General features: G+C 76.5%; 25 protein-coding genes and 1 pseudogene. 14 read left to right on the top strand and 12 right to left on the bottom strand.

Annotation, left to right across the window (positions count from 1 at the left end; translation table 11 throughout):
- Window positions 1–61: 61 nt before the first annotated feature.
- From FHX36_RS06860 to FHX36_RS06870, 3 genes are read right to left on the bottom strand one after another with little or no spacing between them, the layout of a single operon-like run.
- Window positions 62–3,814: a DNA polymerase III subunit alpha gene (locus tag FHX36_RS06860; RefSeq protein WP_110552666.1), complete on the bottom strand. Its 3,753-nt coding sequence runs from the start codon at window positions 3,812–3,814 to the stop codon at window positions 62–64.
- Entirely contained in the window at window positions 3,811–4,308 is a 498-nt protein-coding gene (locus FHX36_RS06865) for an SAV_6107 family HEPN domain-containing protein (protein WP_181428805.1), read from the bottom strand. Before FHX36_RS06865 ends, FHX36_RS06860 begins: the two co-directional genes overlap by 4 nt.
- Complete coding sequence (locus tag FHX36_RS06870; protein ID WP_110552667.1) at window positions 4,308–4,628, bottom strand: DUF6504 family protein; 321 nt, start codon at window positions 4,626–4,628, stop codon at window positions 4,308–4,310. The genes FHX36_RS06865 and FHX36_RS06870 overlap by 1 nt, the downstream gene beginning before the upstream one ends.
- A gap of 326 nt (window positions 4,629–4,954) precedes the next feature.
- On the opposite strand from FHX36_RS06870, the gene FHX36_RS06875 reads away from it, so the two are divergent.
- Genes FHX36_RS06875 through FHX36_RS06900 form a run of 6 tightly spaced genes read left to right on the top strand, consistent with a single transcriptional unit; the run spans window position 4,955 to window position 10,280 of the window.
- The gene (locus FHX36_RS06875) at window positions 4,955–5,488 is read left to right on the top strand and encodes a YbaK/EbsC family protein (protein ID WP_110552668.1); all 534 of its coding nucleotides are present in this window, start codon (window positions 4,955–4,957) and stop codon (window positions 5,486–5,488) included.
- A complete protein-coding gene (locus FHX36_RS06880; protein ID WP_110552669.1) occupies window positions 5,485–6,063 on the top strand; it encodes a GNAT family N-acetyltransferase in 579 nt (192 codons plus the stop codon). Before FHX36_RS06875 ends, FHX36_RS06880 begins: the two co-directional genes overlap by 4 nt.
- A gap of 44 nt (window positions 6,064–6,107) precedes the next feature.
- Window positions 6,108–7,709 (top strand): phytoene desaturase family protein, encoded by a 1,602-nt coding sequence (locus FHX36_RS06885; RefSeq protein ID WP_343056679.1) that lies wholly within the window; start codon window positions 6,108–6,110, stop codon window positions 7,707–7,709.
- Complete coding sequence (locus tag FHX36_RS06890; RefSeq protein ID WP_110554408.1) at window positions 7,706–8,503, top strand: carotenoid biosynthesis protein; 798 nt, start codon at window positions 7,706–7,708, stop codon at window positions 8,501–8,503. The genes FHX36_RS06885 and FHX36_RS06890 overlap by 4 nt, the downstream gene beginning before the upstream one ends.
- Complete coding sequence (locus FHX36_RS06895) at window positions 8,500–9,636, top strand: glycosyltransferase family 2 protein (RefSeq protein WP_343056581.1); 1,137 nt, start codon at window positions 8,500–8,502, stop codon at window positions 9,634–9,636. The genes FHX36_RS06890 and FHX36_RS06895 overlap by 4 nt, the downstream gene beginning before the upstream one ends.
- Entirely contained in the window at window positions 9,633–10,280 is a 648-nt protein-coding gene (locus tag FHX36_RS06900; protein WP_220036110.1) for a flavin reductase family protein, read from the top strand. The genes FHX36_RS06895 and FHX36_RS06900 overlap by 4 nt, the downstream gene beginning before the upstream one ends.
- Before the next feature lie 70 nt (window positions 10,281–10,350).
- Here the strand turns inward: FHX36_RS06900 and FHX36_RS06905 are convergent, their stop codons facing one another.
- Window positions 10,351–11,331 carry a carbohydrate kinase family protein gene (locus FHX36_RS06905; RefSeq protein WP_110554263.1) on the bottom strand — a complete coding sequence of 327 codons (981 nt, stop codon included), beginning with the start codon at window positions 11,329–11,331 and terminating at the stop codon, window positions 10,351–10,353.
- Between the two features lie 115 nt (window positions 11,332–11,446).
- Window positions 11,447–12,103, bottom strand: a complete 657-nt coding sequence (locus FHX36_RS06910; protein ID WP_183513635.1) for a CDP-alcohol phosphatidyltransferase family protein — start codon at window positions 12,101–12,103, stop codon at window positions 11,447–11,449.
- 47 nt (window positions 12,104–12,150) lie between these two features.
- On the opposite strand from FHX36_RS06910, the gene FHX36_RS06915 reads away from it, so the two are divergent.
- Together FHX36_RS06915 and FHX36_RS06920 are read left to right on the top strand one after the other, a co-directional pair.
- Complete coding sequence (locus FHX36_RS06915) at window positions 12,151–12,960, top strand: lipase family alpha/beta hydrolase (protein ID WP_110552281.1); 810 nt, start codon at window positions 12,151–12,153, stop codon at window positions 12,958–12,960.
- A gap of 25 nt (window positions 12,961–12,985) precedes the next feature.
- Window positions 12,986–13,507, top strand: coding sequence for a hypothetical protein (locus tag FHX36_RS06920; RefSeq protein WP_110552280.1), 522 nt, complete (start codon window positions 12,986–12,988; stop codon window positions 13,505–13,507).
- Between the two features lie 3 nt (window positions 13,508–13,510).
- Here FHX36_RS06920 and FHX36_RS06925 read toward each other — a convergent pair whose 3' ends face one another.
- From FHX36_RS06925 to FHX36_RS06935, 3 genes are read right to left on the bottom strand one after another with little or no spacing between them, the layout of a single operon-like run.
- On the bottom strand, window positions 13,511–14,320 hold the full coding sequence (locus FHX36_RS06925; RefSeq protein ID WP_110552279.1) for an ABC transporter permease: 810 nt from the start codon (window positions 14,318–14,320) through the stop codon (window positions 13,511–13,513).
- Entirely contained in the window at window positions 14,317–15,252 is a 936-nt protein-coding gene (locus tag FHX36_RS06930; protein WP_110552284.1) for an ABC transporter ATP-binding protein, read from the bottom strand. Before FHX36_RS06930 ends, FHX36_RS06925 begins: the two co-directional genes overlap by 4 nt.
- Window positions 15,249–16,370: a LolA family protein gene (locus tag FHX36_RS06935; protein ID WP_258372722.1), complete on the bottom strand. Its 1,122-nt coding sequence runs from the start codon at window positions 16,368–16,370 to the stop codon at window positions 15,249–15,251. The genes FHX36_RS06930 and FHX36_RS06935 overlap by 4 nt, the downstream gene beginning before the upstream one ends.
- A gap of 124 nt (window positions 16,371–16,494) precedes the next feature.
- Between FHX36_RS06935 and FHX36_RS06940 the strand changes: the two genes are divergently transcribed.
- Complete coding sequence (locus tag FHX36_RS06940) at window positions 16,495–17,130, top strand: hypothetical protein (protein WP_110552277.1); 636 nt, start codon at window positions 16,495–16,497, stop codon at window positions 17,128–17,130.
- Here the strand turns inward: FHX36_RS06940 and metF are convergent.
- Complete coding sequence (metF, locus tag FHX36_RS06945) at window positions 17,117–18,016, bottom strand: methylenetetrahydrofolate reductase [NAD(P)H] (RefSeq protein WP_110552276.1); 900 nt, start codon at window positions 18,014–18,016, stop codon at window positions 17,117–17,119. The genes FHX36_RS06940 and metF overlap by 14 nt on opposite strands.
- A 92-nt stretch (window positions 18,017–18,108) precedes the next feature.
- Between metF and FHX36_RS06950 the strand changes: the two genes are divergently transcribed.
- From FHX36_RS06950 to FHX36_RS22685, 3 genes are read left to right on the top strand one after another with little or no spacing between them, the layout of a single operon-like run.
- Window positions 18,109–19,245 carry a polyprenyl synthetase family protein gene (locus tag FHX36_RS06950; protein ID WP_110552275.1) on the top strand — a complete coding sequence of 379 codons (1,137 nt, stop codon included), beginning with the start codon at window positions 18,109–18,111 and terminating at the stop codon, window positions 19,243–19,245.
- Window positions 19,242–20,744, top strand: coding sequence for a phytoene desaturase family protein (crtI, locus tag FHX36_RS06955; RefSeq protein WP_220035935.1), 1,503 nt, complete (start codon window positions 19,242–19,244; stop codon window positions 20,742–20,744). The genes FHX36_RS06950 and crtI overlap by 4 nt, the downstream gene beginning before the upstream one ends.
- The gene (locus tag FHX36_RS22685) at window positions 20,741–21,703 is read left to right on the top strand and encodes a phytoene/squalene synthase family protein (RefSeq protein WP_258372721.1); all 963 of its coding nucleotides are present in this window, start codon (window positions 20,741–20,743) and stop codon (window positions 21,701–21,703) included. The genes crtI and FHX36_RS22685 overlap by 4 nt, the downstream gene beginning before the upstream one ends.
- Here the strand turns inward: FHX36_RS22685 and FHX36_RS22690 are convergent.
- From FHX36_RS22690 to FHX36_RS06975, 3 genes and pseudogenes are all read right to left on the bottom strand, one after another.
- Window positions 21,700–21,909: pseudogene (locus FHX36_RS22690) on the bottom strand (lycopene cyclase domain-containing protein); the annotation flags it as partial. The gene FHX36_RS22685 and the pseudogene FHX36_RS22690 sit on opposite strands and share 4 nt — an antisense overlap.
- Window positions 21,906–22,250 carry a lycopene cyclase domain-containing protein gene (locus tag FHX36_RS06970; RefSeq protein WP_110552273.1) on the bottom strand — a complete coding sequence of 115 codons (345 nt, stop codon included), beginning with the start codon at window positions 22,248–22,250 and terminating at the stop codon, window positions 21,906–21,908. The pseudogene FHX36_RS22690 and the gene FHX36_RS06970, both read right to left, overlap by 4 nt.
- Before the next feature lie 13 nt (window positions 22,251–22,263).
- Window positions 22,264–22,587 (bottom strand): Rv2175c family DNA-binding protein, encoded by a 324-nt coding sequence (locus FHX36_RS06975; RefSeq protein ID WP_110552272.1) that lies wholly within the window; start codon window positions 22,585–22,587, stop codon window positions 22,264–22,266.
- 13 nt (window positions 22,588–22,600) lie between these two features.
- On the opposite strand from FHX36_RS06975, the gene FHX36_RS06980 reads away from it, so the two are divergent.
- Window positions 22,601–23,734 (top strand): alpha-hydroxy acid oxidase, encoded by a 1,134-nt coding sequence (locus FHX36_RS06980; protein WP_110552271.1) that lies wholly within the window; start codon window positions 22,601–22,603, stop codon window positions 23,732–23,734.
- A 196-nt stretch (window positions 23,735–23,930) separates the two neighbouring features.
- A complete protein-coding gene (pknB, locus tag FHX36_RS06985) occupies window positions 23,931–25,955 on the top strand; it encodes a Stk1 family PASTA domain-containing Ser/Thr kinase (RefSeq protein ID WP_183513636.1) in 2,025 nt (674 codons plus the stop codon).
- Window positions 25,956–25,961 lie beyond the last annotated feature (6 nt).

The raw sequence follows: 25,961 nt of genomic DNA on the forward strand, positions 1-25,961 counted from the left end.
GCACGCTCGTGGCGGGGCCCTGCAGCGGGGCCGTTCCAGCACGTCACCTCCGGGTCCTTCGTCAGTGGCCCGAGCTGCCGGGGCTGGAGTGCCACAGCTTCCGCGGCGGTGCGGCGGCCGCCCGGCGCGCAGCGGTCGCGGCGTCCTCGCCGGCCGGCTTGATGTCCGCGTAGGGCGACATCCGGAACCCGGTCGGGTGCACCAGCACCGGCCGGACGACGACCGGCCGCGACCCGCGGGACGCCGCCGCCCCGGCGATCGCCTGCTCGGTGTACTCCCCCGGCGCGGCCATCAGCTCCGCGACCGCGGCCAGCCCGCCGGTCTCCCACGCCTCGTGCAGCGCCGGCAGCTCCCACGCCCCGGTGGCCCGCATGGACACTCCGCGCGGCCCGGTGCGGCGCATCACCCCGCGGACCACCAGCAGCCAGGAGTGGAAGACCGTCGCGGCGTAGGGGCCCTGCACGTCCTCGAAGAAGGTCGAGTCGGCGCAGCCGGTGCCGTCGTCGAGGGTCACGAACACCACCCGGCGGCCGGACCGGATCGGCGGGGTCTGGGTCGCCACCTTCACCCCGGCCACCAGCACCTCCGCGCCGCTGCGGCAGCCGAGCAGCTCGCCCGCCGGCACCGCGCCGAGCGCGGCCAGGAACGGCCGGTAGAACTCCACGACGTGCCGGCTGGCGTCCAGCCCCAGCACCTCCAGCTCGGCGCGCACCCGCTCGGCGTCGGTGAACTCCGGCAGCCCGGAGCTGACGAACTGCGGCGCCCCGGCACCCTCCTCCTCCACGTCGAACAGCCCGGGGGCGTCGTCGCCGGCCTCGGCACCGAACAGGTCGAGCCCCAGCTGCCCGGTGCCGGCCGCCTTGGCCCCGCTGCGGCTCCACCGGTCGAGCTCGCCGATCTGCAGCAGCAGGTCGCGGCGGGTGACCGACTGCCGGTGCCGGGTGGGGCGGCCGCCCTCGCTGTCGCGCACCTCGAACCCGTAGACCGCGTCGAACCCGCCGGCCAGCACCAGCCGCTCCACCACCGGCCGGGAGACGTTGGCCCGGGTCCAGAAGTCGGCCAGCGAGCGGTAGGGCTGCCCGGCGACGACCCGGGCCACCTCGTCGTCGGTGATGCCCTTGACGTCGGCCAGCGACAGCCGGATGCCGTACCGGCCGGGGTCGGGCATCGACGCCGGCATCCACGCCGGCCGCGGTCGCTCCCCGGCAGCCTCGTCGTCGGCGGCGTCGACCCGCTCGACCCGGTAGCTGCCGGTGGAGGCGTTGACGTCGAGCCCCAGCACCCGCACCCCGAAGTTGCGGGCGTCGTCGAGGATCAGCCGCTTGGGGTACATCCCCGGGTCGTGGGTGAGCACCCCGGCCAGGAACGCCGCGGTGTGGTGGGTCTTCAGCCAGGCCGACTGGTAGGTGGGCAGCGCGAACGCCGCGGCGTGGGCCTTGCAGAAGCCGAAGGACCCGAAGGCGACCAGCACCTCCCACACCTGCTCGACCACCGCGACCTCGAAGCCCTCCTCCAGCGCCCGCGGCGCGAACCAGGCCTTCACCTCCGGGTGGGCGTCCTTCTCCCCCAGCGCCCGGCGCACCTCGTCGGCCTCGGCCAGCGAGCAGCCGGTCATCGCGGACACGATCATCAGCACCTGCTCGTGGAAGACCACCACCCCGGCGGTCTGCTCCAGCGCCGGCTGCAGCGCCGGGTGCAGGTACACCGGGTCGCGCCAGCCGTTCCGGGCCATCAGGAACGGGGTGACCATGTCGCTCTTGACCGGGCCGGGCCGGAACAGCGAGATGTCGACGATGAGGTCCTCGAAGGTCTGCGGGCCGAACTTGCCGACCAGCTCGCGCTGCCCCGGCGACTCGATCTGGAACATGCCGAGCGTGCGGGTGCTGCGGATCAGCTCGAAGGTGGCCGGGTCGTCGCGCGGGACGGCGTCGATCTCCACCTGCTCGCCGTCGACCCGGGCGACCTCGTCCATCGCGTGCGCGATCGCCGACTGCATCCGGATGCCCAGCAGGTCCAGCTTGAGCAGCCCCAGCTCCTCCACGTCGTCCTTGTCGAACTGGCTCATCGGGTAGCCGAGGTAGCTGAGCTCGACCGGGGTGCGGTCCAGCAGGGTCGCGTCGGACAGCAGCACCCCGCACGGGTGCAGGGCGATGTGCCGGGGCAGCCCGTCGAGCCGGGCGACCAGGTCGAACATCAGGTCCAGGTCGCCGGTGCCGCCGCCGCGCCGGGTGCCCAGCCGGCTGGCCCGCAGCTCCGGCAGGTCGTGCAGCGCCGCGTGCACCTGGTTGGCCCGGATGTGCGGGAACGCCTTGGCGACCGCGTCGACCTCCGCCGGTGGCAGCCCCAGCGCGGCACCGACGTCGCGGATGGCGTGCCGGACCCGGTAGGTGTCCATCATCGAGATGCAGCTGACCCGCTGCGCCCCGAAGCGCTCGATCACCGCGTCGTAGACCTCCATCCGCCGGGCGGACTCGACGTCGATGTCGATGTCGGGCAGCTGGACGCGCAGCGGGGAGAGGAAGCGCTCCATCAGCAGCCCGTAGCGGACCGGGTCGACGTCGGAGATGCCCAGCAGGTAGGTGACCAGGCTGCCGGCGCCGGACCCGCGCGCCGCGGCCCGCACCCGCAGCTCCTTGATCAGGCCCACCACGTCGGCGACGGTGAGGAAGTAGGAGGGGTAGCCGAGGGAGTCGATGACCGACAGCTCGTCGTCCAGCCGTTCCCGCACCGCGGCCGACGGCGTCATCGCCCGGCGGCCGAAGCCGGCCTCGCAGCGCGCCCGCAGCACCGCCGAGGGGCCCATCCCGCGCTCGGCCGCGGTGGTGACCACGTCGAGCTCGGGGTAGCGGACCGTGCCGATGCCGAGGTCGTCCCGCACGTCGACCGCGCACTGCTCGGCGACCCGGGCGGTGGTGACCAGCAGCCGCTGGGCGGCGTCCCGGTCGGGGCCGGCCAGGTCGTCGGCGAGGTCGGCCATCTCCTTGCCCGACTTCAGGTACCCCTCGGCGGTGCGCCGGTCGACGTGCCGCTCCCCCAGCGGCACCAGCCGGCGGGCGGCGTCGAGCACGTCGGCGGTGGGGGCGTCGAGGGCGTCGACGTAGCGCACCGCGTTGGTGAGCACCGCCGGCACCCCGGTCTCGGCGGCGAACCGCAGCATCGCCTGCGCCCGGGACCGGTCGCCCCGGCCGCGGTGGTGCACGACCTCGAGGACCAGCGCGGACCCGTCGTCGCCGCTGCCGAACACCGACCGCCAGGCGGCCAGCCGGGCGCGTGCCAGGTCCTCGTTCCCCGCGGCGAGCGCCCGGCCCACCGAGGAGTCCGGGCCCAGCAGCGCCAGCAGGCCCGAGGAGTGCTCGCCGGCCAGCTGCAGCGAGCTCACCGGCTCGCCGCGGGTGCCGCCGAGGTGGGTGGCGCTGGTCAGCCGGCACAGCGACGCCCAGCCGGCACCGTCGCGGGCCAGGAAGGTGACCCGCGGCAGCCGGGGGTCGACGCTGGCCCCGCCCCGGGCCGGTGACCGCCGGCCGGCCGGGTGGCGGGCGCGGTGCAGGTCGGCGGCCCGGACCCGGCCGGGCTCGCCCGGCTCGCCGCCGACTGCCGGGTCGACGGCGAGGTCGACCCCGAACAGCGGCCGGATCCCGGCCGACCGGCAGGCCAGCGCGAACTTCACCGCCCCGTACAGGCCGTCGCGGTCGGTCAGCGCGAGAGCGCCCATGCCGTGCTCGGCGGCCCGGGCGACGAGGTCGGCCGGGTGGTTGGCGCCGTGCCGCATCGAGTAGCCCGAGGCGACGTGCAGGTGGACGAAGGGGTCGTTCACGAACCGGGGCGACCGGCGGGGCGGCGGCGGCCGCCGTCCGTCGAGCGCAGCCGGGCCGGGCTCTGCGGGGGCACCGCGCGGCTGATCGCCGCCTCGACGACACCCAGGAAGGTGGTCACGTCGCGGACCAGGTCGTCGGCCTCCCGCTCGGTGACCGCGTGCGTGATCCCGGCCTCGGCCGCGGCGCGCTTGGCCGCGCCGGCGGCGAAGAACGCCGCCCACTCGGCCAGCTCCGGGGCGACCTGGCCGATGAGCACCCAGGCGCTGCGCGGCCGGCGGCGGCCCGGCTCGGGGCGGGTGCGGGCGGCCAGCACGGCAGCCGCGCCGCGCAGGGCGGCCAGGTGCGCGGTGGCGTACCGCCAGCCCGCGTCGGGGGAGGCGGCCGCCTCGGCCAGCCCCCGGTGGGCCTGGCCGAGCAGCTGGGCGGCGTGGGCCGGCAGCGGCGGGGGCAACGGGAGCTGGTCCTCGAACGACATGGCCCGTGCGGCGCCCATCAGTCGTGCACCCGGACGAGCAGCCACTGGTTGGCCGTGGGCTCCCAGGACAGGTCGAACACCCCGGCGAAGTCCATCCGGGAGCGGCCGGCGCGGACCGCCTCGACCCGCCAGACCTGCCGGGTGGCGACCAGCTCCGCCGACGCACCACCGCCGGCGTCGGCCTGCCACCACGGCGCGGTCTCGACCCAGGAGTCGAGCAGCTCGCCCACCGCGTAGCGGGTCTGCCCGCGCCAGAACTGGGCCGGCCCCGACGACCCCTGCTCGACCTGCACCTCTTCACCGACGCGGCCTCCGGCCCCGACGAGCACCCGGCTCATGACAGACTCCCGCACTCTCAGCCCCCCACCGGCCGGCCCGTCGCCCGGCCCGGCGGGGAAGCGCACGTGCACCGAGGTGCACGGCGGCCCGGGCCGGTGGACGGGTCCACCGGTGTTCGAACAGGTGTTCGAACACCTAGAAGTAGACCGGAGCCCGCCTGCAGCGTCAAGCCGACGCGGGCGTGTCCGCGGCCGTGTCGTTGCAGTCACTGCACCGAACGCCCGGCGGTCGGCCCGACCACCCGCCGGCGGGACCGGCTGACCGGCGCTGAGCACCGCGGATGCCGGGTGCGGCACGCCGCCCGGGCCGGTGGGAGGATCGCCGCATGACCGGAGCGGAGCCCCCGCACCACCCCCGGGTCGCCGAGGTCGCGCAGCAGCTGCGCGCGGCCGGGGCCGCCGGCGAGGTGCACGTGCTCACCGACAGCGCCCGCACCGCCGCCGCAGCCGCGGCGCAGCTCGGGGTCGAGGTCGGTGCGATCGCCAACAGCCTGGTGTTCGACGTCGGCGGTGAGCCGCTCCTGGTGCTCACCAGCGGTGCCCACCGGGTCGACGAGGCCCTGGTCGCCGACCTGCTCGGCGTCCCGGCGATCACCCGGGCGACCCCGGAGTTCGTCCGGCGGCACACCGGGCAGGCCATCGGCGGGGTCGCCCCGCTCGGGCACCCCGCCCCCATCGGCACCCTGGTCGACGTCGAGCTGGCCCGCCACGACCGGGTCTGGGCCGCCGCCGGGCACCCGCACACCGTCTTCCCCACCACCTACGACGAGCTGCTGCGGCTCACCGAGGGCACCCCCGCCGAGGTGGGTCCCGGTCCGGTCGCAGCAGCGCAGGCCGACGCAGAGGCGACCCACCGATGACCGACACCACGCCCGCCACCCGGGTCACCGAGCTGCCCACCCGCTGGCTGCGCGACCACCTGCACGAGGCGCTGGCCATCTACGGCGCGGCGATGGGCTACGGCGAGTCCGTGGTCGCCGGGCGCTACGGCTACGCCGTCCAGCACACCGAGCGCCCCGGCTTCCGGGCCGTCGGCGGCTTCGCCGAGACCGCGCAGGGCGAGCAGCTGGTCGGCTTCGGCTACGGCTACCTGGTGGCGCCGGGCCAGTGGTGGCACGACCAGGTGCGCAACGCGCTGGACCGGCGGACGGCGAAGCAGTGGCTGCCCGGCGCGTTCGAGGTCTGCGAGCTGCACGTGCACCCCGACCACCAGAGCCGCGGCCTGGGGCGCCAGCTGCTGCACGCGCTGGTGGCCGACCTGCCGCACCCCGCCGCGCTGCTGAGCACCCCGGACACCGACACCAAGGCCTTCCGGCTCTACCACGCCGACGGCTTCGTCGACCTGGCCCGCGGCTACCACTTCCCCGGCGACGCCCGGCCGTTCGCCATCCTCGGCGCCCGGCTGCCGCTCGCACCGCCCCGACCGAAGGACTGATCACCGTCGCCGGACTGCCCGACGTCACCACCGACGCCGTCGTCATCGGCTCCGGCCACAACGGGCTCGTCGCCGCCTGCCACCTCGCCCGCGCCGGCCTGCGGGTGGAGGTCGTCGAGTCCGACGAGGTGCTCGGCGGCGCGGTCTCCACCGTCGAGCGCTGGCCCGGCGTGCGGGTCGACCGCGGCTCGAGCGCGCACGTGATCATCCGGCACAGCGGGGTGGTCGAGGAGCTGGAGCTCGAGCGGTTCGGGCTGCGCTACGTCGACTGCGACCCGTGGGGGTTCGCGCCCGCGCCGGTGCCCGGCGACCCGGGCCCGGCCGGCCGGCCGCTGGTGTTCTCCGTCGACCTGGACGCCACCTGCGCGTCGATCGCCGCCGCCTGCGGGGAGGCCGACGCGACCGCCTACCGCCGGTTCGTCGAGGTGTGGGGCCCGCGCAGCGCCGCCGTCGTCCAGGCCTTCGGCGACCGCCCCAGCCCCGGCCGGCTGGTGCGCCACCTGTGGCCGATCGGCTCCCGGCGCCCCCGGACCCCGGGCGGGGAGATCGCGGTGGACTTCCTCGGCTCCGGCGACGCGCTGCTGGACCGCTGGTTCTCCTCCGAGCGGCTCAAGGCCGCGCTGGCCTGGTTCGGCGCCCAGTCCGGCCCGCCGATGTCCGAGCCGGGCACGGCCGCCATGGTCGGCTGGGTCGCGCTGCTGCACGACGTGCCGCCCGGCCACCCGGTGGGCGGCTCCGGCGGGCTGACCCAGGCGCTGGCCGCCCGGCTCGCCGCCGACGGGGGCACCGTCACCCTGGGCGACGGCGCGGCGCGGCTGCTCGTCGACGGGCCGGACGGCGACCGGCGGGTCACCGGCGTGCAGACGACGTCGGGACGGCGGATCACCGCACCTGTGGTCGTCGCCGCCTGCCACGTGCTGGCCACCCGGGCGCTGGCCGGCGACGACGCTCCCCCGGCCCTCGCCGACGCCGACCCGGCGCTGGGCAACGGCTTCGGCCTGGTGCTGCGCTGCCAGACCGACGCGCTGCCCGCCTACCCCGGCGTCGGTGACGAGGCGGTGCAGGGACTGCAGCTGCTGTGCACCGACCGGGCCCAGCTGGCCCGCGCGCACGGCGACTACCTGGCCGGGGAGATCCCCCGCGAGCCGGTGCCGCTGGCGATGTCGTTCTCCGCGAGCGACCCGACCCTGGCCCCGGCGGGTCAGCACGTGGTCACGATCTGGGGCCAGTGGTACCCCTACGCGCTCGCCGACGGCGGCGACTGGGACGCCCTGGCCGAGCCGGCCGCCCAGCAGCTCATCGCGGCGGTCGACCGGTACGCGCCCGGCTTCGCCGACTCGGTACAGCGGCTGTACGTCCAGACGCCGCTGAAGCTGGAGCAGGAGCTGTCCCTGCTGCGGGGCAACGTCATGCACGTGGAGATGAGCCTGGCCAGCATGTTCGGCTTCCGGCCCACCCCGGCGCTGTCCGGGCACCGGGTGCCCGGCCTCGGCGGGCTGTACCTGACCGGCGCCTCCACCCACCCCGGCGGCGGGGTCTCCGGCAACTCCGGGCGCACCGCGGCCCGGGTGGTGCTCGCCGACCGCCGTCCGGCCGCCCGGCTGCGCGCCGGGGCCGGCCGCCGGCTGCGCGGCCTGCGCCGGTGACCCGCTCGCTCGCCGTCCGGCGGCCGGCCACCCGTTCCTGGCTGCCGCTGACCCTGGCGCTGCTGCTGGTGGCGACCGCCATCGCCTACCCGCTCACCGACGGCGGCACCCGGGACGCGGTGAGCTGGACGATCGTGCTGCTGGGCTCGGGCGTCTCGGTCAGCCACGCCGCGCTCAGCCGCGGCCTGCGCACCGGCCTCGGCGTGCTCGGCCTGGTCGCGGCGGTGGCCGTGCTGGTGGAGGCGCTGGGGCTGGCCACCGGGTTCCCCTACGGCGAGTACACCTACAGCGACGCCCTCGGGCCCACGCTGCTGGGCGTCCCGTTCCTGGTGCCGCTGGCCTGGCTGCTGATGGCCTGGCCGAGCTGGGTGCTCGCCGCCCGGCTGGTCCCGCGGTCCCGGCCGCTGCGGATCGGGGTCGCCGCCTACCTGTTCGCCGCCTGGGACGTCGTCCTGGACCCGCAGATGGTGCAGGCCGGCTACTGGCGCTGGGCGCACCCGGAGCCGGGGCTGCCGGGCATCGACACGGTGCCGCTGACCAACCTGGCCGGCTGGCTGCTCGCCGGTCTGGTGCTGATGACCCTGCTGGACCTGCTCGTCGAGCGCACCGCGCGCCCCGGCCCGCCGGCCATCGGCGACGTCGCACCGCTGCTCACGCTGGGCTGGATGACGCTGGGTGGCGCGCTGGCGCACGCCGGCTGGCTGGACCTGCCGGGCTCGGCCGTCTGGGGCGTGCTGCTGGCGCTGCCCGTGCTGGTCGCCGTGGTGCGCCGGGAACGGAGCCGGCGGCGGTGATCCGCGGGGTGGTGCGCGCCGGCGCGGGCCTGTCGGTGCTCGGGGCGCTGCACGCGGCGGTCAACACCCGGCTGCTGCGCCGGCCGCCGGACGCCCCCCGCCCGGTGCGGCGGCCGGTCACCGTCGTGCTCCCGGTCCGCGACGAGGTGGCGCAGGTGGCCGGCTGCCTGGCCGCCGTCCTCGACCAGCGGGGTGTCCCCGACCTGCAGGTGGTCGTCGTCGACGACGGCTCCACCGACGGCACCGCCGAGCGGGTCGTCACCGACGACCGGGTCCGGCTGGTGCGCGCGGTCCCGCCGGCGCCAGGCTGGCTGGGCAAGCCGAACGCCTGCGCGCAGGGCGCCGCGGCGGCCCCCGACGCCGAGGTGCTGGTCTTCCTGGACGCCGACGTCCGGCTGATGCCCGACGCCGTCGCCTCCGCCGTCGCGGTGCTCGACGACGCCGAGCTGGACCTGGTCTCCCCCTGGCCCCGGCAGCTCACCGGCAGCGCCGCCGAACGGCTGGTCCAGCCGCTGCAGCAGTGGCTGTGGGGCACGCTGCTGCCGCTGCGGCTGGCCGAGCGCTCGCCCCGGCCGTCGCTGGCAGCCGCCAACGGGCAGTTCCTGGTGCTCCGGCGGGCGGCCTACGACCGGGCCGGCGGGCACGCCGCGGTGCGCGGTGAGGTGATCGAGGACGTCGCCCTGCTGCGCGCGGTCAAGGCCGCCGGTGGCCGGGGCGTCGTCGTCGACGGCTCCACGCTGGCCGCCTGCCGGATGTACGACGGCTGGCCGGGCGTGCGCGACGGCTACGCCAAGTCGCTGTGGTCGGCGCTGGGCGGGCACCCGGCCGCCGCGGTCGGGGCGGCGGCCGCGCTGAGCGCCGTCTGGCTGCTCCCGCCGCTGGCCGCGCTGACCGGTTCGCGGGCCGGGCTCGCCGGCTACGCCGCCGGGGTGGCCGGCCGCGCCGCCGTCGCCGCCCGCACCGGCGGCCGGGTCTGGCCCGACGCGCTGGCCCACCCGGTGTCGATCGCGCTGCTGGACGTGCTGGTCGCCCGCTCGGTGGCCGGGCACCGGCGGGGCGCGCTGCACTGGCGGGGCCGCCCGGTGACCGTGCCCGCGCCGGACGCCGGGCCCTCGGCCACGATGGGCGCGTGACCTCACCTCCCCGCGTGCACTTCGACCCCGCCGAGATGGAGCCGGGCGCCTTCTACCGGGTGCTGAACTCGGTGGTGGTGCCCCGGCCGATCGCCTGGGTGTGCACCCGCTCGACGGCCGGCGTGCTCAACCTGGCGCCGCACTCCTTCTACACCGTGGCCTGCGTCGACCCGCCGGTCGTCCAGTTCACCTCGGTGGGCCGCAAGGACTCGCTGACCAACGCCGAGCAGACCCGGGAGTTCACCGTCAGCCTCACCCCGGAGTCGCTGTTCGAGCAGGTCAACGCCACCGGCACGGACTTCCCGCCGGACCACGACGAGGCCGAGCACACCGGCGTCCGGCTGGAGCCCAGCGACGTCGTGGGCGTGCCGCGGGTCGCGGAGTCGCCGGTGTCGCTGGAGTGCGTCCTGCAGGGCACGGTGTCCTTCGGCGACAGCACCGTCGTCTTCGGCCGGGTGGTGCACATCGCCGTCCACGAGGACGCCGTGCGCGACGGCCGGCCGCGGATCGAGGCGCTGCGGCCGCTGGCCCGGCTGGGCGGCAACGAGTGGTCGACGATCGGCGAGGTCAAGGAGATCCGCCGGATCCCCTACCGCGACTGGAGCGCGGACCCCGGCATCGGCGAGCGCCTGCGCGGCGGCTGACGAGGGACCACCCTTCCCCCACGCCTCGCAGGCTGGGCGCGGGACCCTGGAGGGCGGCCGTTCCGGTCCGTCACGAAGCGGGCAGGAAGGGGGCGACCTCGTCGGCCGCGTCGGCGCCGAAGGCCTCGGCGAAGCGGGCGAGGAACGGCTCGCGGGGCAGGGTGTACTCCTGGGTGCCGATCACCTCGACCGCCGCCGTCGCCACCGCGGAGCCGACCTGGGTGGCCCGCTCGACCCCCAGCCCCCACTGCCGTGCGGCGACGAAGCCGGCGCGCAGCGCGTCGCCGCCCCCGGTCGGCTCGACCGGCTTGGTCTCCGGCACCGCGATGACGTCGATGGGTGCGGTGTCGGCCTGCTCGACCCGCACCCCGTTGGCCGCCCGGGTGGTGACCCAGGTGCCGACCCGGGCGAGCACCTCGGCCTCGGTCCAGCCGGTCTTCTGCAGCAGCAGGGCGTGCTCGTACTCGTTGGTGAACAGCAGGTCCGCGCCCTCGACCAGCTCGCGGATCAGCTCGCCGTCGGCCCACGCCAGCTGCTGGGAGGGGTCGGCCAGGAACGGGTAGCCGCGGTCCCGGCACTCCTGGGTGTGCTGCGCCATCGCCTTCGGGTCGTTGGGGCCGACGATCACCAGGTCGACGGTGCCGACCCGCTTCTCGACCGGGGCCAGCTCGATCAGCGAGGCCTCGGACATGGCGCCGGAGTAGAACGACGCGATCTGGTTGTTCGCCACGTCGGTCGTGCAGGTGAACCGGGCGGTGTGCTTGAGCTCCGACCAGTGCACGCTGCCGGTGTCGACCCCGTGCCGGGTCAGCCAGGCGTCGTAGTCGTCGAAGTCCGCGCCGACCGCGCCCACGAGCACCGGGCGCAGACCCAGCAGACCCAGCCCGTAGGCCATGTTGGCGCCTGCCCCGCCGCGGTGCTGCACCAGGTCGTCGACGAGGAAGGAGAGCGAGACGTTCTCCATCTTCCCCTCGACGAACTGGTCGGTGAACTTGCCGGGGAAGGTCATCAGGTGGTCGGTGGCGATGGAACCGGTCACGACGACGGGCATGAGGGGGGCTTCCTCCGGGACGGCGGCCACCAGCGGCCGGCGGGCCCGGCCGGGTACGAGCACCGGGGCGGGTCCAGCGTAGGAGCAGCGGCCCGGGGCCGCCCGGGGTGGGCCGTCAGTCGGCCAGCGCGCGGCGCAGCTGGACGCCGAGCTGCGCCGTGCCCACGACGCCGAGCAGGCAGCCCACCGCGGCGCCGGTGGTGACCACCACGTCGGTGAGCCCCGCCCCGGCCACCACCCCGGCGCCGCCCAGCGTGAAGCCCGCCATCGCCACCCGGGTGGGGCGCTCCCACACCGAGATCGCGCCGGTCTCGCTGACCCCGGCCTGCCCGGCCCGGGCCCGCAGGTAGTCCGGCAGCCAGCACAGCGCCCCGAAGGCGACGGCCAGCCAGCCCGGGGCGCCGGCGACCCAGAACGCCACGGCGTAGGCCGCCTCGGTGAGCCGGTCGACCGCGGAGTCGAGCACGAACCCCCGCCGCGACGCCCGCCCGCCGGCGATCGCCAGCGCCCCGTCCAGGGAGTCCAGCAGCCCGGACAACCCGATGAGCACCCCGGTCGCGACCAGCCAGGCACCACCGGCCGCGGCCGGGCCGATCGCGGCGGCGGCGACGGCCAGCCCCAGCGCGGTCGCCACCAGCGGCGACAGCCGGGCCAGCGGCACGGCGAGGGTGTACGCCAGGGTCAGCCAGCCGTGCACCAGCCGGCTGTCGGCCGGGTCGGTGCCGCCGTGCCAGCGGGACCAGGCCACCAGGTACTCGTCCCGGGTCAGCACGGACCCAGTCCACCACGCGCGGCGCTCGGACGAGGGACAGTGGTGGGGTGCTCGCCGGCCTCTCCCCCGCCCGCCGCCGCCTCGTGCTCGGGCTGCTGGCCCTCCTCCTGGTCGCCGCCGCCGTCGTGGCCGCCGTCGTCGTCCCCCGGCTGGCCGGTGACGACGCGGCCCCGGCCGCGCAGGACGACACCCCCGGCCCGGTCCTGCTGGTGCCCGGCTACGGCGGCTCGACCTCCTCGCTGCAGACGCTCGCCGACCGGCTGACCGCCACCGGCCGGGACGCCACGGTGGTCGCCGTGCCCGGCGACGGCACCGGCGACCTCACCGACTCCGCCGACGCGCTGGCCGCCGCGGTCGACGACGCGCTCGACCGCACCGGCGCCGACAGCGTCGACGTCGTGGGCTACTCCGCCGGTGGCGTGATCGCCCGGCTGTGGGCCGCGGACGGCGGCGCGGCGCAGGCCCGGCGGATCGTCACCCTCGGCTCGCCGCACCACGGCACGACCGTCGCCGACCTGGCCTCGGGCATCCTGCCCACCGAGTGCCCCGCGGGCTGCCGGCAGCTGACCACCGACAGCGAGCTGCTGGCCGGGCTGAACGCCGGCGACGAGACCCCCGACGGCCCGACCTGGGTGTCGGTGTGGACGACGGCCGACCAGACCGTCACCCCGCCGGACTCCGCCGAGCTGGAGGGCGCGCTGGACCTGCCCGTGCAGGAGGTCTGCGCCGACTCGCGGGTCACGCACGGGCAACTGCCCTCCGACGCCCTCGTGCAGGGCATCGTGCTGGCGCAGCTGGCGGCCGGTCCCCCGGTCGAGCTGGGCGCCGGTGACTGCGCCCGGCTCCGGCAGGGCTGACCGGCCGCCTCCTAGACTGCGCCGGATGTCCCGCCGCCTGCTCGCCGCCGTCCTGGTCGCCGCCCCGGTCCTGCTCGGCGGCTGCGGGTCCGGCAACGACGGGCCGCTGGACGCCGCCCCCTCCTCGCCGTCCACCTCGTCGGCCGCGCCGTCGACCAGCGCGACGCCGACCCCCACCCAGCGCCCGGTGTCGCAGTGGTTCGACGCCGGCGGGGAGGCGACGCTGGCCGCGCTCGGCGAGACGATGAAGCTCGAGGGCCTCTCCGTCCCGCCGGTCGACCAGGCCACGCTCACCGCCCGCTGCGAGCAGGTCACCGCCGCCACCGAGGCCGCTCAGGCGCTGCCGCCCTTCCCGGTGCCCGAGGTCGAGGCCGCCCTGCGGGGCAGCTACCCGGGGGTGCTCGACGTCGCGCAGCGCTGCCTGGCCGAGGCCGCCGCCGGGGTGCAGGACCTGCTGCGCAGCGGGCTCCTGGTGGCCATGGTCAACGCCTACGGGCCCTTCCAGATCGCCCGGGGCGACGCGATCGCCGCCCTCGCCACCGGCTGAGGGTCAGCTGGTGACGTCCTTGGTGGTGAAGTTCGCCCAGGCGGCACCGAGCAGCACCGCGACGTAGACGCCCTGCAGCGCCAGCCCGCGCACGATGTCGCGCCACTCGATCGGCGAGCGGAAGAGGTCGACGAAGGCCAGCCAGTAGCGGGTCGGCAGGTACGGGGCGAACGACGACGCGGCGTCCAGGGTGAACAGCAGCGACGAGGCGACCAGGATGCCCAGCGCGCCGAGCATCGCCGCCAGCGGTGAGTCGGTGAGCGTGGAGAAGAACAGCGCGAACGCCGCCACCCCCAGCATCGAGACGGCGACGTAGCCGATCGCCAGCACCGTCCGCCCGGCGATCTGCTCGGGGGTGAGCGTGGTCCCCGACAAGGACGTGCCACCGAGGGGCTGGACGTCGAAGAGCAGCTGCCCGGTGACGTAACCGACGGCGGCGACCACCAGGACCGTCACGAAGACGAAGGCGAAGACCGACACCAGCTTGGCCACCAGCAGCCGGGTGCGCCCGGCGGGGCGGGCCAACAGGTAGCGGAGCGTGCCGGCCTGCGCCTCGCCGGCCACCGAGTCACCGGCGATCAGCGCCACCGCGATCGGCAGGAACAGCGGCAGGACGATGGCCAGGGCGGCCAGCGGGTAGAGCGTGCCGTTGGTCAGCACGGCGGAGAGGAACACCGGGCCCTCGCCCGGCCGCGGCGCCAGGTCGGTGAGCGCCAGCAGCACCGCGACCAGCACGGGCAGGGCGTTGAGCAGCCCGATCGTCACCCAGGTCCGGGGACGCCGGAACAGCTTGCGCAGCTCGACGGCGATCACCGGCGCGACCTCTCCCCCGGTGCGTCGACCCGGTCGGCGCTGGTGCTCGCCGCGGCCAGCACCACCTCCTCCAGGGTCGGGCGCTCCAGCGCGAGACCGGTGACCGGCACGCCCGCGCCGACCAGCGCCGCGTTGACCTCGGCCGGGTCGTCGCCGCGGACGACGGCCCGGCCGGCGCCCACGCGCAGCACCCGCCCGTCCAGGGCGGCCCGGACCCGCTCGGGGTCTGGCGTCTCGACGATCGTCGCGCCGGTCGGGGCGGTCAGCGTGGCCAGCTGGTCCTGCAGCACCAGCCGCCCCCGGTCCAGCACCCCGACCCGGGTGCACAGCTGCTCGACCTCGGCCAGCAGGTGGCTGGAGAGGAAGACCGTCGTCCCGCCGCGGTGCAGGTCCAGCAGCAGGTCGCGGATCTCGTGGATGCCCTGCGGGTCCAGCCCGTTGGTCGGCTCGTCGAGCACCAGCAGCTCCGGGCGGCGCAGCAGCGCAGCGCCCAGGCCGAGCCGCTGCCGCATGCCCAGCGAGTAGGCCTTGACCGGCCGGCGGCCCACCCCGGCCAGGCCGACCTGCTCCAGCACGGTGTCGACCCGGGCGGTGCGGGTGCGCCGGGAGCCCCCCGGGCCGGCGGCGTCGAGCAGCGCCAGGTTCGCCCGGCCGGAGAGGTGCCCGTAGTGCGCCGGGCCCTCGATGAGCGCCCCCACCCGGGGCAGCACCCGGCGGGCCGCCCGGGGCATCGGCTCGCCGAGCAGCTGCACCGAGCCCGACGTGGGCAGGACCAGGCCGAGCAGCATCCGCACCGTGGTGGTCTTGCCCGAGCCGTTGGCGCCGAGGAAGCCGTAGACGTCGCCGGCCCGGACGTCGAGGTCGATGCCGTCGACCGCGCGCAGCTGGCCGTACCGCTTGGTCAGGCCCTGGGTGCCGATGACGGTGGTCAGCTGTCCCCTCCGGTCAACTCGGTGGCCGCGGCGGCCAGCGCGTCCAGGCTGACGGTGCCGACCAGCAGCACCGGGCCGTCGGGCCCGCGCAGCAGCATCAGCCCGAGCGGGCCGGCCGAGATCCGGACGCCGAGCTCGTCGACGACCGCCTCGGGCGAGGCCAGCAGGGCGTCGCGCAGCGGCGAGGCGACCCGGCCGGGCAGCGGGCTGACCGCGAGCAGGGTGATGCCGCGGCCGTAGACCCCGACGCCCCGCGGCGCGCCCTCGATGGTGCGCCGCGGCAGCCCGGCCAGCTCCGCCGGGCGGGCGACCCGGTCGCCGTCCCGGCCGGCCCGGTCCGCTGCCTGCAGCAGCCGCGAGTCCTCGCCGGTGCGCACGTCGGCACCCGGCGGGACGGCGAAGGCCAGCACGTCGTCGGCCGGGGTGTCCAGGGAGAAGTCCAGGAAGCCGGTGTCCAGGGCGGCCTCTGCGCCGGCGCCGGCGGCGTCCTCGCCGAAGACCTGCACCCGCAGCGGCACGCCGCTGGCCGCGTCGACCCAGACGTCGACCCGGGCGACCGACGAGGCCGCCTCGGCCGGCACCAGCCGCAGCCCGAGGGCGTCGCGGCCGGCGACCCGGTCGGCGCCGCGCCGGCTGAGCTCCTCGTCGGTGGCCTCCGACAGCAGCCGGCGGCCCAGCGCGCTGGGCAGCAGGTCCGGTGCGGCCGGCAGCGCGAGCGGGCTCGGCGTGCTCCGGGTCGCCGTGGCGTCCTCGTAGTCCCAGGTCCACGTGCCGGCGCCGTCGGCGTGCACGCCGGTCTCCCCGGTCGGCGAGACGACGTCGACCCGCCAGGCGGTGGGCCCGCGGTACCAGGCGCGCATCGTCGTCCGGTCGCTGAGCAGGTCGGCGACGCCGGTCAGCTGGTCGCCCACCGGCAGGTCGAGGCCGCCGGCGGCCTGGGCGTAGCCGGTGAACGCGACGCCGTCCGAGGCCAGCACCGCGCGCCGCAGCTCGGCTGCGGAGGTGGCGGCGTCGGAGGCGGGCAGTGCGGCGATCACCGACGGCAGCGCCACCAGGACGGCGACGGCGGCACCCACGAGCGCCCAGCGACCGGCTGCCCCCGTACGTCGCCCAGCCACCCGGCCACGGTACGACGGACCCCGGCGGCGGGTTGGTTGAAGGTTGCTGTTCACAGCGTCGGCACAGCCGCAGGTCACCGGCCGGCCCTGCGGCGCCGGCGGGGAGCCCCTACGGTCGGTCGTCATGGCCGCCCCGATCAGCGATGCCGTCGTCGTCGACGTGCTGCGCCGCGTGGACCGCGGGCTCGCCCCGCTGGTGCAGCGGCTCGGCCGCCCCCCGCAGCTGCCCCCGGCGCAGCGGGCCGCGTGGTGGGCCGATCAGGTGAGCCGGGTGGCCGCCGGGGTCTCGGCCGCACCGCGGTTCGCCGGCAAGCTCGCCGACCTGCTGCCGCTGCAGAACACCGTCGGGTCGGCCGTGCAGGCGCTCGTCGTCCTCGGGGTCGCCCGCGAGCACCAGGTCACCGACCAGGCCGGCCGGGTCTCGCTGCTGGCCCGGGTGCTGCTGGGCCGCGACCTGCCCGCCGAGCGGGTGGAGCCGCTGCTGGCGCGCAGCCGCGGCGTGTACCTGGACGAGGCGCTGGGCGACGACCGCTCCGGGGTGGACGGCGTCGCCCGCAGCCTGTGGCGGGCCGCCCGGCTGCTCGGCCGGGTCGACGACGCCCTGGACGCCCGGCCCAAGGGCAAGCTCCGGCACCGGGCGCTGGCCCAGTTCCCGGTCGTGGGCGTGCTTGGCGGTTACGCCGCCGAGCGGGAGGGGCTGCGCCGCGCAGCCCGGCGGGCCGACGAGCTGCTCGCCGGCCCGGTGGTCACAGCGCGCTGACCCCGGCCAGCGACTCGTACACCTCGGTGGTCGCGGTCGACCGGTTCATGGTGATGAAGTGGATGCCGGGCACGCCCTCGTCCAGCAGCCGCCGGCACATGTCGGTGGCCACCTCCACGCCGTGGGCGCGCACCGCCCGCTTGTGGTCCGGGGTGTCGCCGTCGAGCTCGGCGAACCGGTCGGCCAGCTCGGTGGGGAACGCCTGGCCGGACAGCTGCACGATCCGGCTGATCTGCCGGGCGCTGGTGACCGGCATGACCCCGGCGATCACCGGGACGTCGCAGCCGCGGGCGGCCACCCGGTCCCGCAGCCGCAGGTAGTCCTCCACCCGGAAGAACATCTGGGTGATCGCGAAGTCGGCTCCGGCGCGGCACTTGGCCACGAACATGTCGGTGTCGGCCTCGAAGTCCGGCGACCGCGGGTGCATCTCGGGGAACGCCGCGACGCCGACGGAGAAGTCGCCGATGCCCTTGATCAGCTCGACCAGCTCGGCGGCGTACCGCAGCCCGTCGGGGTGGGCGACCCACTCGGCCTGCGGGTCGGCGCCCGGCGGGTCACCGCGCAGCGCGAGCAGGTTGCGCACCCCGGCCGCGGCCAGCCGGCTCACCACGTGGCGCAGCTCGGCGACGCTGTGGTCGACCGCGGTCAGGTGGGCCAGCGGCAGCATCGTGGTCTCGGCCGCGATCCGCTCGGTCACCGCGACGGTGCCCTCGCGGGTGGAGCCGCCGGCGCCGTAGGTGACCGAGACGAACGACGGGCGCAGCCGCTCGAGCTCGCGCAGCGCCGTCCACAGCTGGGCCTCGCCGACCTCGTCCTTGGGCGGGAAGAACTCGAAGGACCACGTGGGCCGCTCCGACTGCAGCAGCTCGCGCACGGTGCCGGTCATGACACGCGAGGGTACGGGCGATCGGCCACCCACGGGCGCAGCACCCGGCCGAGCGGGAGTCGCGCCCCGCCGAGTTGCGCAATACTCGCTCTGTGACAGCCGGGACGCAGCAGCGCGACACCACGATCGACGGCGGCGCCGTGCCACCCCTGGCAGCCGCTGACCTGGACCGGCTGCGCGGCGCGGTGGAGTCGGCGCTGCACGCCTTCCTGGCCGAGCAGCGCGAGACGCTGGCCGGCATGGCCGCCGAGCTGGTGCCGGTGGCCGACGAGGTCGCCGCCGTGGCCGGCGGCGGCAAGCGGCTGCGCCCGGCGTTCGCCTACTGGGGCTGGCGCGGCTTCGTCGACCCCGACGACAGCGCGTGCGAGGCCGACGACGCGGTGCTCCGCGCGGTCGCGGCGCTGGAGCTGGTGCACAGCAGCGCGCTGGTGCACGACGACGTGATGGACGCCGCCGACACCCGGCGCGGCCGGCCGGCCACCCACGTCGGCTTCAGCGCTCGGCACAGCGGGCAGTCCCTGGGCGGCGACGGCGTGGCGTTCGGCGTGGGCGCGGCGATCCTGGTCGGCGACCTGGCCCTGGTCTGGTCCGACGAGCTGCTGCGCCGCTCGGGCATCTCCCCCGACGCGCTGGCCCGGGCCCGCCCGGTCTGGGACACCATGCGCACCGAGGTGACCGCCGGCCAGTACCTCGACCTGCTCCGCGCGGCCGGCGGCCTGCCCGGCCCGTCCGGCGCGCTCAAGGTCGCCCGCTACAAGAGCGCCGGCTACACCGTGCAGCGGCCGCTGCAGCTGGGCGCCGCGCTGGCCTGCGCGGGACCCGCGGCGCTGGACGCCTGCTCGGCCATCGGCCTGCCGCTCGGCGAGGCGTTCCAGCTGCGCGACGACGTGCTGGGGGTCTTCGGCGACCCCGCCGTCACCGGCAAGTCCGCCGACGACGACCTGCGCGAGGGCAAGCGCACCCTGCTGGTCGCGCTGACCGAGGAGGGCACCGACGGCGCGGGCCGGGCGCTGCTGGCCGGCGCGCTGGGCAACTCCGCCGCGACCGCCGCCGAGCTCGACGGCGTCCGCACCCTGATGACCCGCAGCGGCGCGCTGGCCCGGGTCGAGGAGCGCATCGCCGCGCAGACCGGCCGCGCCAGGGAGGCGATCGCGTCCGCCCCGCTGGCCGCCGACGCCCGCCGCGCGCTGGACGCGCTGTCCGTCGCCGCGACGACGCGCGCAGCGTGAGCCGCACCCTGCGCACCGTCCCCGGCCGCACCGACCGGGTCGTCGTCGTCGGCGCGGGCCTGGCCGGGCTCTCCACGGCGCTGCGGCTGCGCGGCGCCGGCCGCGAGGTCACCGTCGTCGAGCGCGGCCCCGGCCCCGGCGGCCGGGCCGGCGTGCTCACCCGGGCCGGCTACACCCTGGACACCGGACCCTCGGTCTTCACCGCCCCCGAGGTGCTCGCCGACGCCTTCGCCGCGGTGGGCGACCGGATGGCGGACCGGCTCACCCTCCTCCCGCTGGACACCACCTACCGCGCGCAGTTCGCCGACGGCTCGCACCTCGACGTGCACGCCGACCGGAGCCGGTTCGCCGCCGAGGTCGAGCAGCTGTGCGGGCCCGGCGAGGCCGCCGCGCTGCACCGCTACCTCGACGACCTCGCCGAGCTCTACCGGCTGCAGCTGCGCACCTTCATCGACCGGAACCTGGACTCCCCGCTGGACCTGCTCGGCCCCGAGCTGCTGACCCTGGTCCGCCGCGGCGGGTTCCGCCGGCTGTCCTCGCACGTGGCCGGCTTCTTCGCCGACGAGCGGCTGCGCCGGCTGTTCAGCTTCCAGGCGCTGTACGCCGGTGTCTCGCCGTTCCGGGCGATCGCGGCCTACGCCGTCATCGCCCAGCTCGACATCGGCGCCGGGGTCTGGCACCCGGTGGGCGGCATCGGCGCCGTCCCAAGGGCGATGGCCGCCGCGGCCGCCGACGCCGGCGTGGACTTCCGCTACGACACCGAGGCGGTGCTGGAGCTGTCCGGCAGCCGGGTCACCGCGGTGCAGCTGGACGGCGGCGAGCGGCTGCCGGCCGACGCCGTCGTCGTCACCGCCGACGCCCCGCACCGGCTCGTGCCCGGGCTGCGCGGCCCCCGGCGGCCGGTCTACTCCCCGTCCTGCGTGGCGCTGCACCTGGGCGTGCGCAGCGAGCTGCCCGGCCAGGCGCACCACACGATCAGCTTCGGTGCCGCCTGGGAGCAGGTCTTCGCCGAGCTGACCCGCGAGGGCCGGCCGATGAGCGACCCGAGCCTGCTGGTCAGCATGCCCTCGGCCACCGACCGCTCGCTGGCACCCGACGGTGGCCAGGTGCTGAGCGTGGTCGCCCCCACGCCGAACCTGGACCCGCGCAGCGGCGGCAACGCCGGGCTGGACTGGGACGCGCTCGCCCCGCGGTACCGCGACGAGCTGCTGGGCACCCTGGAGGCGCGCGGCTGGACCGGCATCGGCGAGGCCGTCGAGGTCGAGGAGCTGCTCACCCCGCTGGACTGGGCGGAGCAGGGCATGGCCGCCGGCACGCCGTTCGCCCTGGCGCACACCTTCGGCCAGACCGGCCCGTTCCGCCCGCCGACCCTGCCCCGCAGCGGCCCGGAGAACGTGGTGCTGGCCGGCTCCTCGGTGCAGCCGGGGGTCGGCGTCCCGATGGTGGTGATCAGCGGCCGGCTGGCCGCCGAGCGGATCACCGGGCCGGTGCGGGCGTGAGCGCCGTCCCGCCGGCCACCCGGGCCGAGCAGCAGGCCGCGCTGGACGCCGCCTACGCGGTGTGCCGGGGCATCGCCGCCGAGCACGGCAAGTCCTACTTCCTGGCCACCCGGCTGCTCACCCCTGACCGCCGGCCGGCCGTCCACGCCCTCTACGCCGCCGCGCGGGTGGCCGACGACATCGTCGACGTCGGCGCCGACCAGCCCGGCCGCGACCCCGAGGGCGAGCTGCTGGCCTGGTCGAAGGCGGCACTGGAGGAGCTCGAGGCCGGCTGGTCCGACGACCCGGTGCGGCTCGCGCTGGTGCACACCTACCGCCGGTACGACATCGCGCGGGAGCACCTGGTCGACTTCCTGGCCGCGATGACCAGCGACCTCGACGTCACCGGCTACGCCGACCTGGCCGCCCTGGACCGCTACATGTGGGGCTCGGCGTCGGTGATCGGCCTGCAGGTGCTGCCGGTGCTCGGCACCGCGCCCGGCGTGGCCCGGGAGGAGGCCGCCCCGCACGCGATCGCGCTGGGCGAGGCCTTCCAGCTGACCAACTTCCTGCGCGACGTCGGCGAGGACGTCGACCGCGGGCGGGTGTACCTGCCCGCCGACCTGATGGCCGCCCACGGGGTGACCCGCGAGCAGCTGGAGTCCAAGCGGTTCGACGACCGGTTCCGGCAGCTGATGCGGGAGATGGTCGAGGTGGTCCGCCGCCGCTACGACGACGCCGCGCCCGGCACCCCGATGCTCGCGCCGGAGTCGCGGGACTGCGTCCGGGCCGCCACCGAGCTGTACGGCGGCATCCTCGGCGCGATCGAGCGGGCCGACTACCGGGTGCTGGACCGCCGGGTGTCGGTGTCCCGGCCGCGCCGCCTGGCGGTGTTCGCCCGCCGGTTGACCGCCGCCCAGCTGGCCAGGGTCAGCGTGACCATCGCCCAGCCGAAGAGCAGGTCCTCGACCGGGGCGTAGGCGATCCGCGGCCCCCAGATGGCGTCGGGGTCGTAGGTGACCACGCCCAGGCCGGTCAGCACCCCGTTCATGAGCAGCTGGAAGAACACGATGATGGCGTAGGCGGTCCAGTAGACCGGCCGGGTCACCATCCGGGTCCGGTAGACCGCGAGGTCCAGCACCAGCACCGCGACGACGGCGGTGACCGCCAGGGCCGAGTAGCTCACGCGTCGGCCTCCTCGGCGGGGTAGCCGGCGTCCCAGCCGGTCACCTTTCGCACCGCCTCCAGGGCCAGCACCGAGGCCAGCGGGACGACGAGGAAGAACAGCACCTCCTCGACCGGGATGCCACCGGGCAGCCGCACCCCGAGGGTGTGGTCGTCGCTGTAGTCCCAGTGGCCCTCGGCGATGGCGTACAGCACCCAGACCACGAACACGGCGAACTCCGGCAGCACCGCCAGCACCAGCCGGCGCCAGCGGGCGTAGACCCGCACCCCGAGCAGCAGCTCCAGCGGTGCGGTGACGACGAGGCAGCCGACCAGCAGCGACAGGTAGGTCAGGTGCCCCATCAGCCGGCGACGACTACAGCGCCAGGGCCTGCGCCCGGCGGGTGACCTCGGTGTGCCGGTCGTCGCGCAGGGCCTGGACCGGGGTGCCGGGCAGCGAGTCGTCGGCGCGGAAGAGCCACTCGAAGGCCTCCTCGTCGGTGAACCGGCCGTCGTGGAGCACCGTGAGCAGACCGGGCAGGTGCTTGAGGACGGCGCCGTCCTGCACGAAGTCCGCCGGGATCTTGCTGTTGCCGCTCCCGGGGACCGCCATGAGCTTCCGCTCGGCGATGAGCTGGCGGACCTTGTTCGTCGAGACGCCGAGCTGCTCGGCGACCTCCGCGGGGGTGAGCGTGTCCATAGGCTCCCAGCCTATGGCGAGTGCGCAGGAGCCGACGACCGGTCCCCGGCTGACCCAGCGCCGGCGGGCGGCCGGTGAGCCGGCGCACCCCGCCGACCCGGCGTACCTGGACCTGGACGCGCTGGAACGGCAGGCCCGCGAGCTGCTCCCACCCGACGTCGTCGACCACTTCGCCGGCGGCGCGGACCGGGAGACCACGTTGGGCGAGGCGACCGCCGCCTGGCGGGCCTGGCGGTTGCGGCCCCGGGTGCTGACCGACGTCGGCCCGGTCGCGCTGGCCACCACGCTGCTGGGCACCGACGTCGCCACCCCCGTCGGGATCGCGCCCTGGGCTCACCAGGCGATGGCCCACCCCGAGGGCGAGCGCGCGACCGCGCGGGGCGCCGCCGCCACCGGGGCGCTGGTGACCGTCTCGACCAGCTCCACCACCTCGCTGGAGGACGTGGCCGCTGTGCGCCCGACCGGCCCGCGCTGGTTCCAGCTCTACCGGCTGCACTCCCCCGCGCACACCGACGACCTGGCCCGCCGCGCCGGCCGGGCCGGCTACACCGCCCTGGTGCTCACCGCCGACCTGCCGGTGCTCGGCCGGCGGCTGCGCGACCTGCGCAACGACTTCGCGCTGCCGGCGGGGCTGCCGCTGCCGCACCACCCACCCGCCGACGGCACCGGGCCCGCGCCGGCCGGGACGCCCCGCTGGACCACCGCCGACATCGCCCGCTTCGCCGACCTCTCCGGGCTGCCGGTGGTGGTCAAGGGGGTGCTGCGGGGCGACGACGCCGCCCGCTGCGTGGCCGCCGGGGCCTCGGCGGTGTGGGTGTCGACGCACGGCGGGCGCCAGGCCGACCCGGTGGTCGCCAGCGCCGCAGCGCTGCCGGAGGTCGTCGAGGCGGTGGGCACCGAGGCCGAGGTCTACGCCGACGGCGGCATCCGCTCCGGCTCGGACGTGCTGACGGCGCTCGCGCTCGGCGCCCGGGCGGTCTTCGTCGGCCGGCCGGCGATCTGGGGCCTGGCGACCGGGGGCGCGGACGGCGTGGCGCGGGTGATCGGCGGGCTGACCGGGGAGCTGGCGCACACCATGGCGCTGTGCGGACTCGACGACGTGCGGGCGGTGGGCCGGGACGCCGTCGCCCGCGCGGCATGGCGCTGACCGGGGTGGCGCTGATCAGCGCACCCCGGGACCGTCCGGGCCCGGTGCCGTCGCTGGACGGGGCGCCCGCCCGGCGTCCACCCCGCCCGCCCCACGGGGCGCACCTGGCCACTCCAGGTCACTGGTGTCCAGACCGTGACCGCGACGTCCGTGTTGATCGGTCCACCGGTCGCGATCCGCTCCTAGACTCAGCCCCGTGGACACCGTCGTGACCGACCCCGTGGTCGGCCTCGTCCTCGAGGGGCGCTACCGCCTCGAGGAGCGGCTGGCGCGTGGCGGCATGTCCACCGTGTACGCGGCCACCGACCTGCGCCTGCACCGCACCGTGGCGGTCAAGGTGATGGCCGAGCACCTGGCCCACGACCCGGCGTTCGTCGACCGGTTCACCCGCGAGGCCCGGGCCACCGCGATGCTCAGCCACGTCAACGTCGTCTCGGTCAGCGACCAGGGCTCCGACCAGGGGCTGGTCTACCTGGTGATGGAACTGGTCCGCGGCCGCACGCTGCGCGACCTGCTGCAGGCCCGCGGCCGGCTCACCGTCGGGGAGGCCTTCGCCGTCCTCGAGCCGGTGCTCGCCGGGCTGACCGCCGCCCACCGGGCCGGCATCGCGCACCGCGACGTCAAGCCGGAGAACGTGCTGATCTCCGTCGAGGGCCAGGTGAAGGTGGCCGACTTCGGGCTGGCCCGCGCCGTGGCCGGCACCGGGCAGACCAGCCACACCGGCGGCGTGCTCATCGGCACGGTCGCCTACCTCTCCCCCGAGCAGCTCGAGCGCGGGCGCAGCGACGCCCGCAGCGACGTCTACGCCGCCGGCGTGATGCTCTACGAGCTGCTCACCGGCCACCCGCCCTACGCCGGCGACAGCGCGCTGGCCGTCGCCTACCAGCACGTGCACCACGACGTCCCGGCCCCCTCGGCCGAGGTGCCCGGCGTGCCGTGGCAGGTCGACGAGCTGGTCGCCCGCACCACCCGCCGCGACCCGGCCGCCCGACCGCTGGACGCCGGTGCCTTCCTCGCCGAGCTCACCGACCTGCGCGCCGACCTGGGCCTGGCCCGGGTGCCGGTGCCCACCGGGCGGCCCGCCGACAACCCGACCGCGACGCTGCGGCCCACCAACCGCCCTACCGCGCCGCGACCGCGCCACCCGAGCGCACCCGCGCCCGCCGGCGACCCCCGCACCGAGGTCATCGGCGGCGCCCGGGTCCCCCGCGGGCGGGACGGCCGCGGCACCACGGTGCTGCCCGGCATGGGCGGCGGCCCGACCACCTCGGTCGGCCAGGCCCGTCCCGGTGTCGCGCCCCGGCAGCCGGTCGCCCGGCCCGGCGTGCCGCCGCACATCCGGCGTCGCCGTGCCCGGTTCGCCCTGGCCCTGGTGCTGCTGCTGGCGATCACGATCGGCGCGATCGGCTGGTGGCTCGGCTCCGGCCGCTGGGTCGACGTCCCGGAGCTGGTCAACCAGGACCAGGACACCGCGATCGGCATGCTGCAGGAGGCCGGGCTGGACCCCGCCCTGGCCGACGAGCAGTTCAGCGAGACGGTCCCCGCCGGTGTCGTCATCTCCGCCGACCCCGCCGACGGCGAGGCGATCCGCGGCTCCGACGTCCAGCTCGTCGTCTCCAAGGGCCCGGAGCGGTTCGAGGTCGACCCGGCGCTCACCAGCCTGCCGCTGGCCGACGTCCAGGCCCAGCTGGGCACCCTGCCGATCGCGACCGCCACCCGCGAGCAGTTCTCCGACGACGTCGACGCCGGCCTGGTGCTCGGCTTCGAGCCGCAGGCCGGCACCGACCTCAAGCGCGGCGACACCGTCACCATCGTCGTCTCGGCCGGGCACTCCCCGGTCGACGTGCCCAACGTGGTCGGCCAGTCCCCCGACGCCGCCCAGGGCACCCTCGAGCAGCTCGGCTTCACCGTCGAGCGGGACACCGGCCGCAGCGCCGCGGTGGGCACCGGGCAGGTCATGGGCGTCGACCCCGGTCCGGGCGACGGCGAGCAGCCCTACGGCAGCACGGTGACCATCACGGTGTCCGAGGGGCTCCCCCAGGTCGCCGTCCCCGACGTCACCGGCAAGAAGAAGGACGACGCCGTGAAGGCGCTGGAGGATGCCGGGCTCAAGGTCCAGGTCCAGCAGTTCTTCGGCAACAACGTGCTGCGCCAGACGCCGTCGGCCGGCGAGACCGTCGACGTCGGGTCGACCGTCACCATCCTCGTGACGTTCGGGTGACCCGCC

It is taken from the genome of Modestobacter versicolor (assembly GCF_014195485.1).
Lineage (GTDB): Bacteria > Actinomycetota > Actinomycetes > Mycobacteriales > Geodermatophilaceae > Modestobacter > Modestobacter versicolor.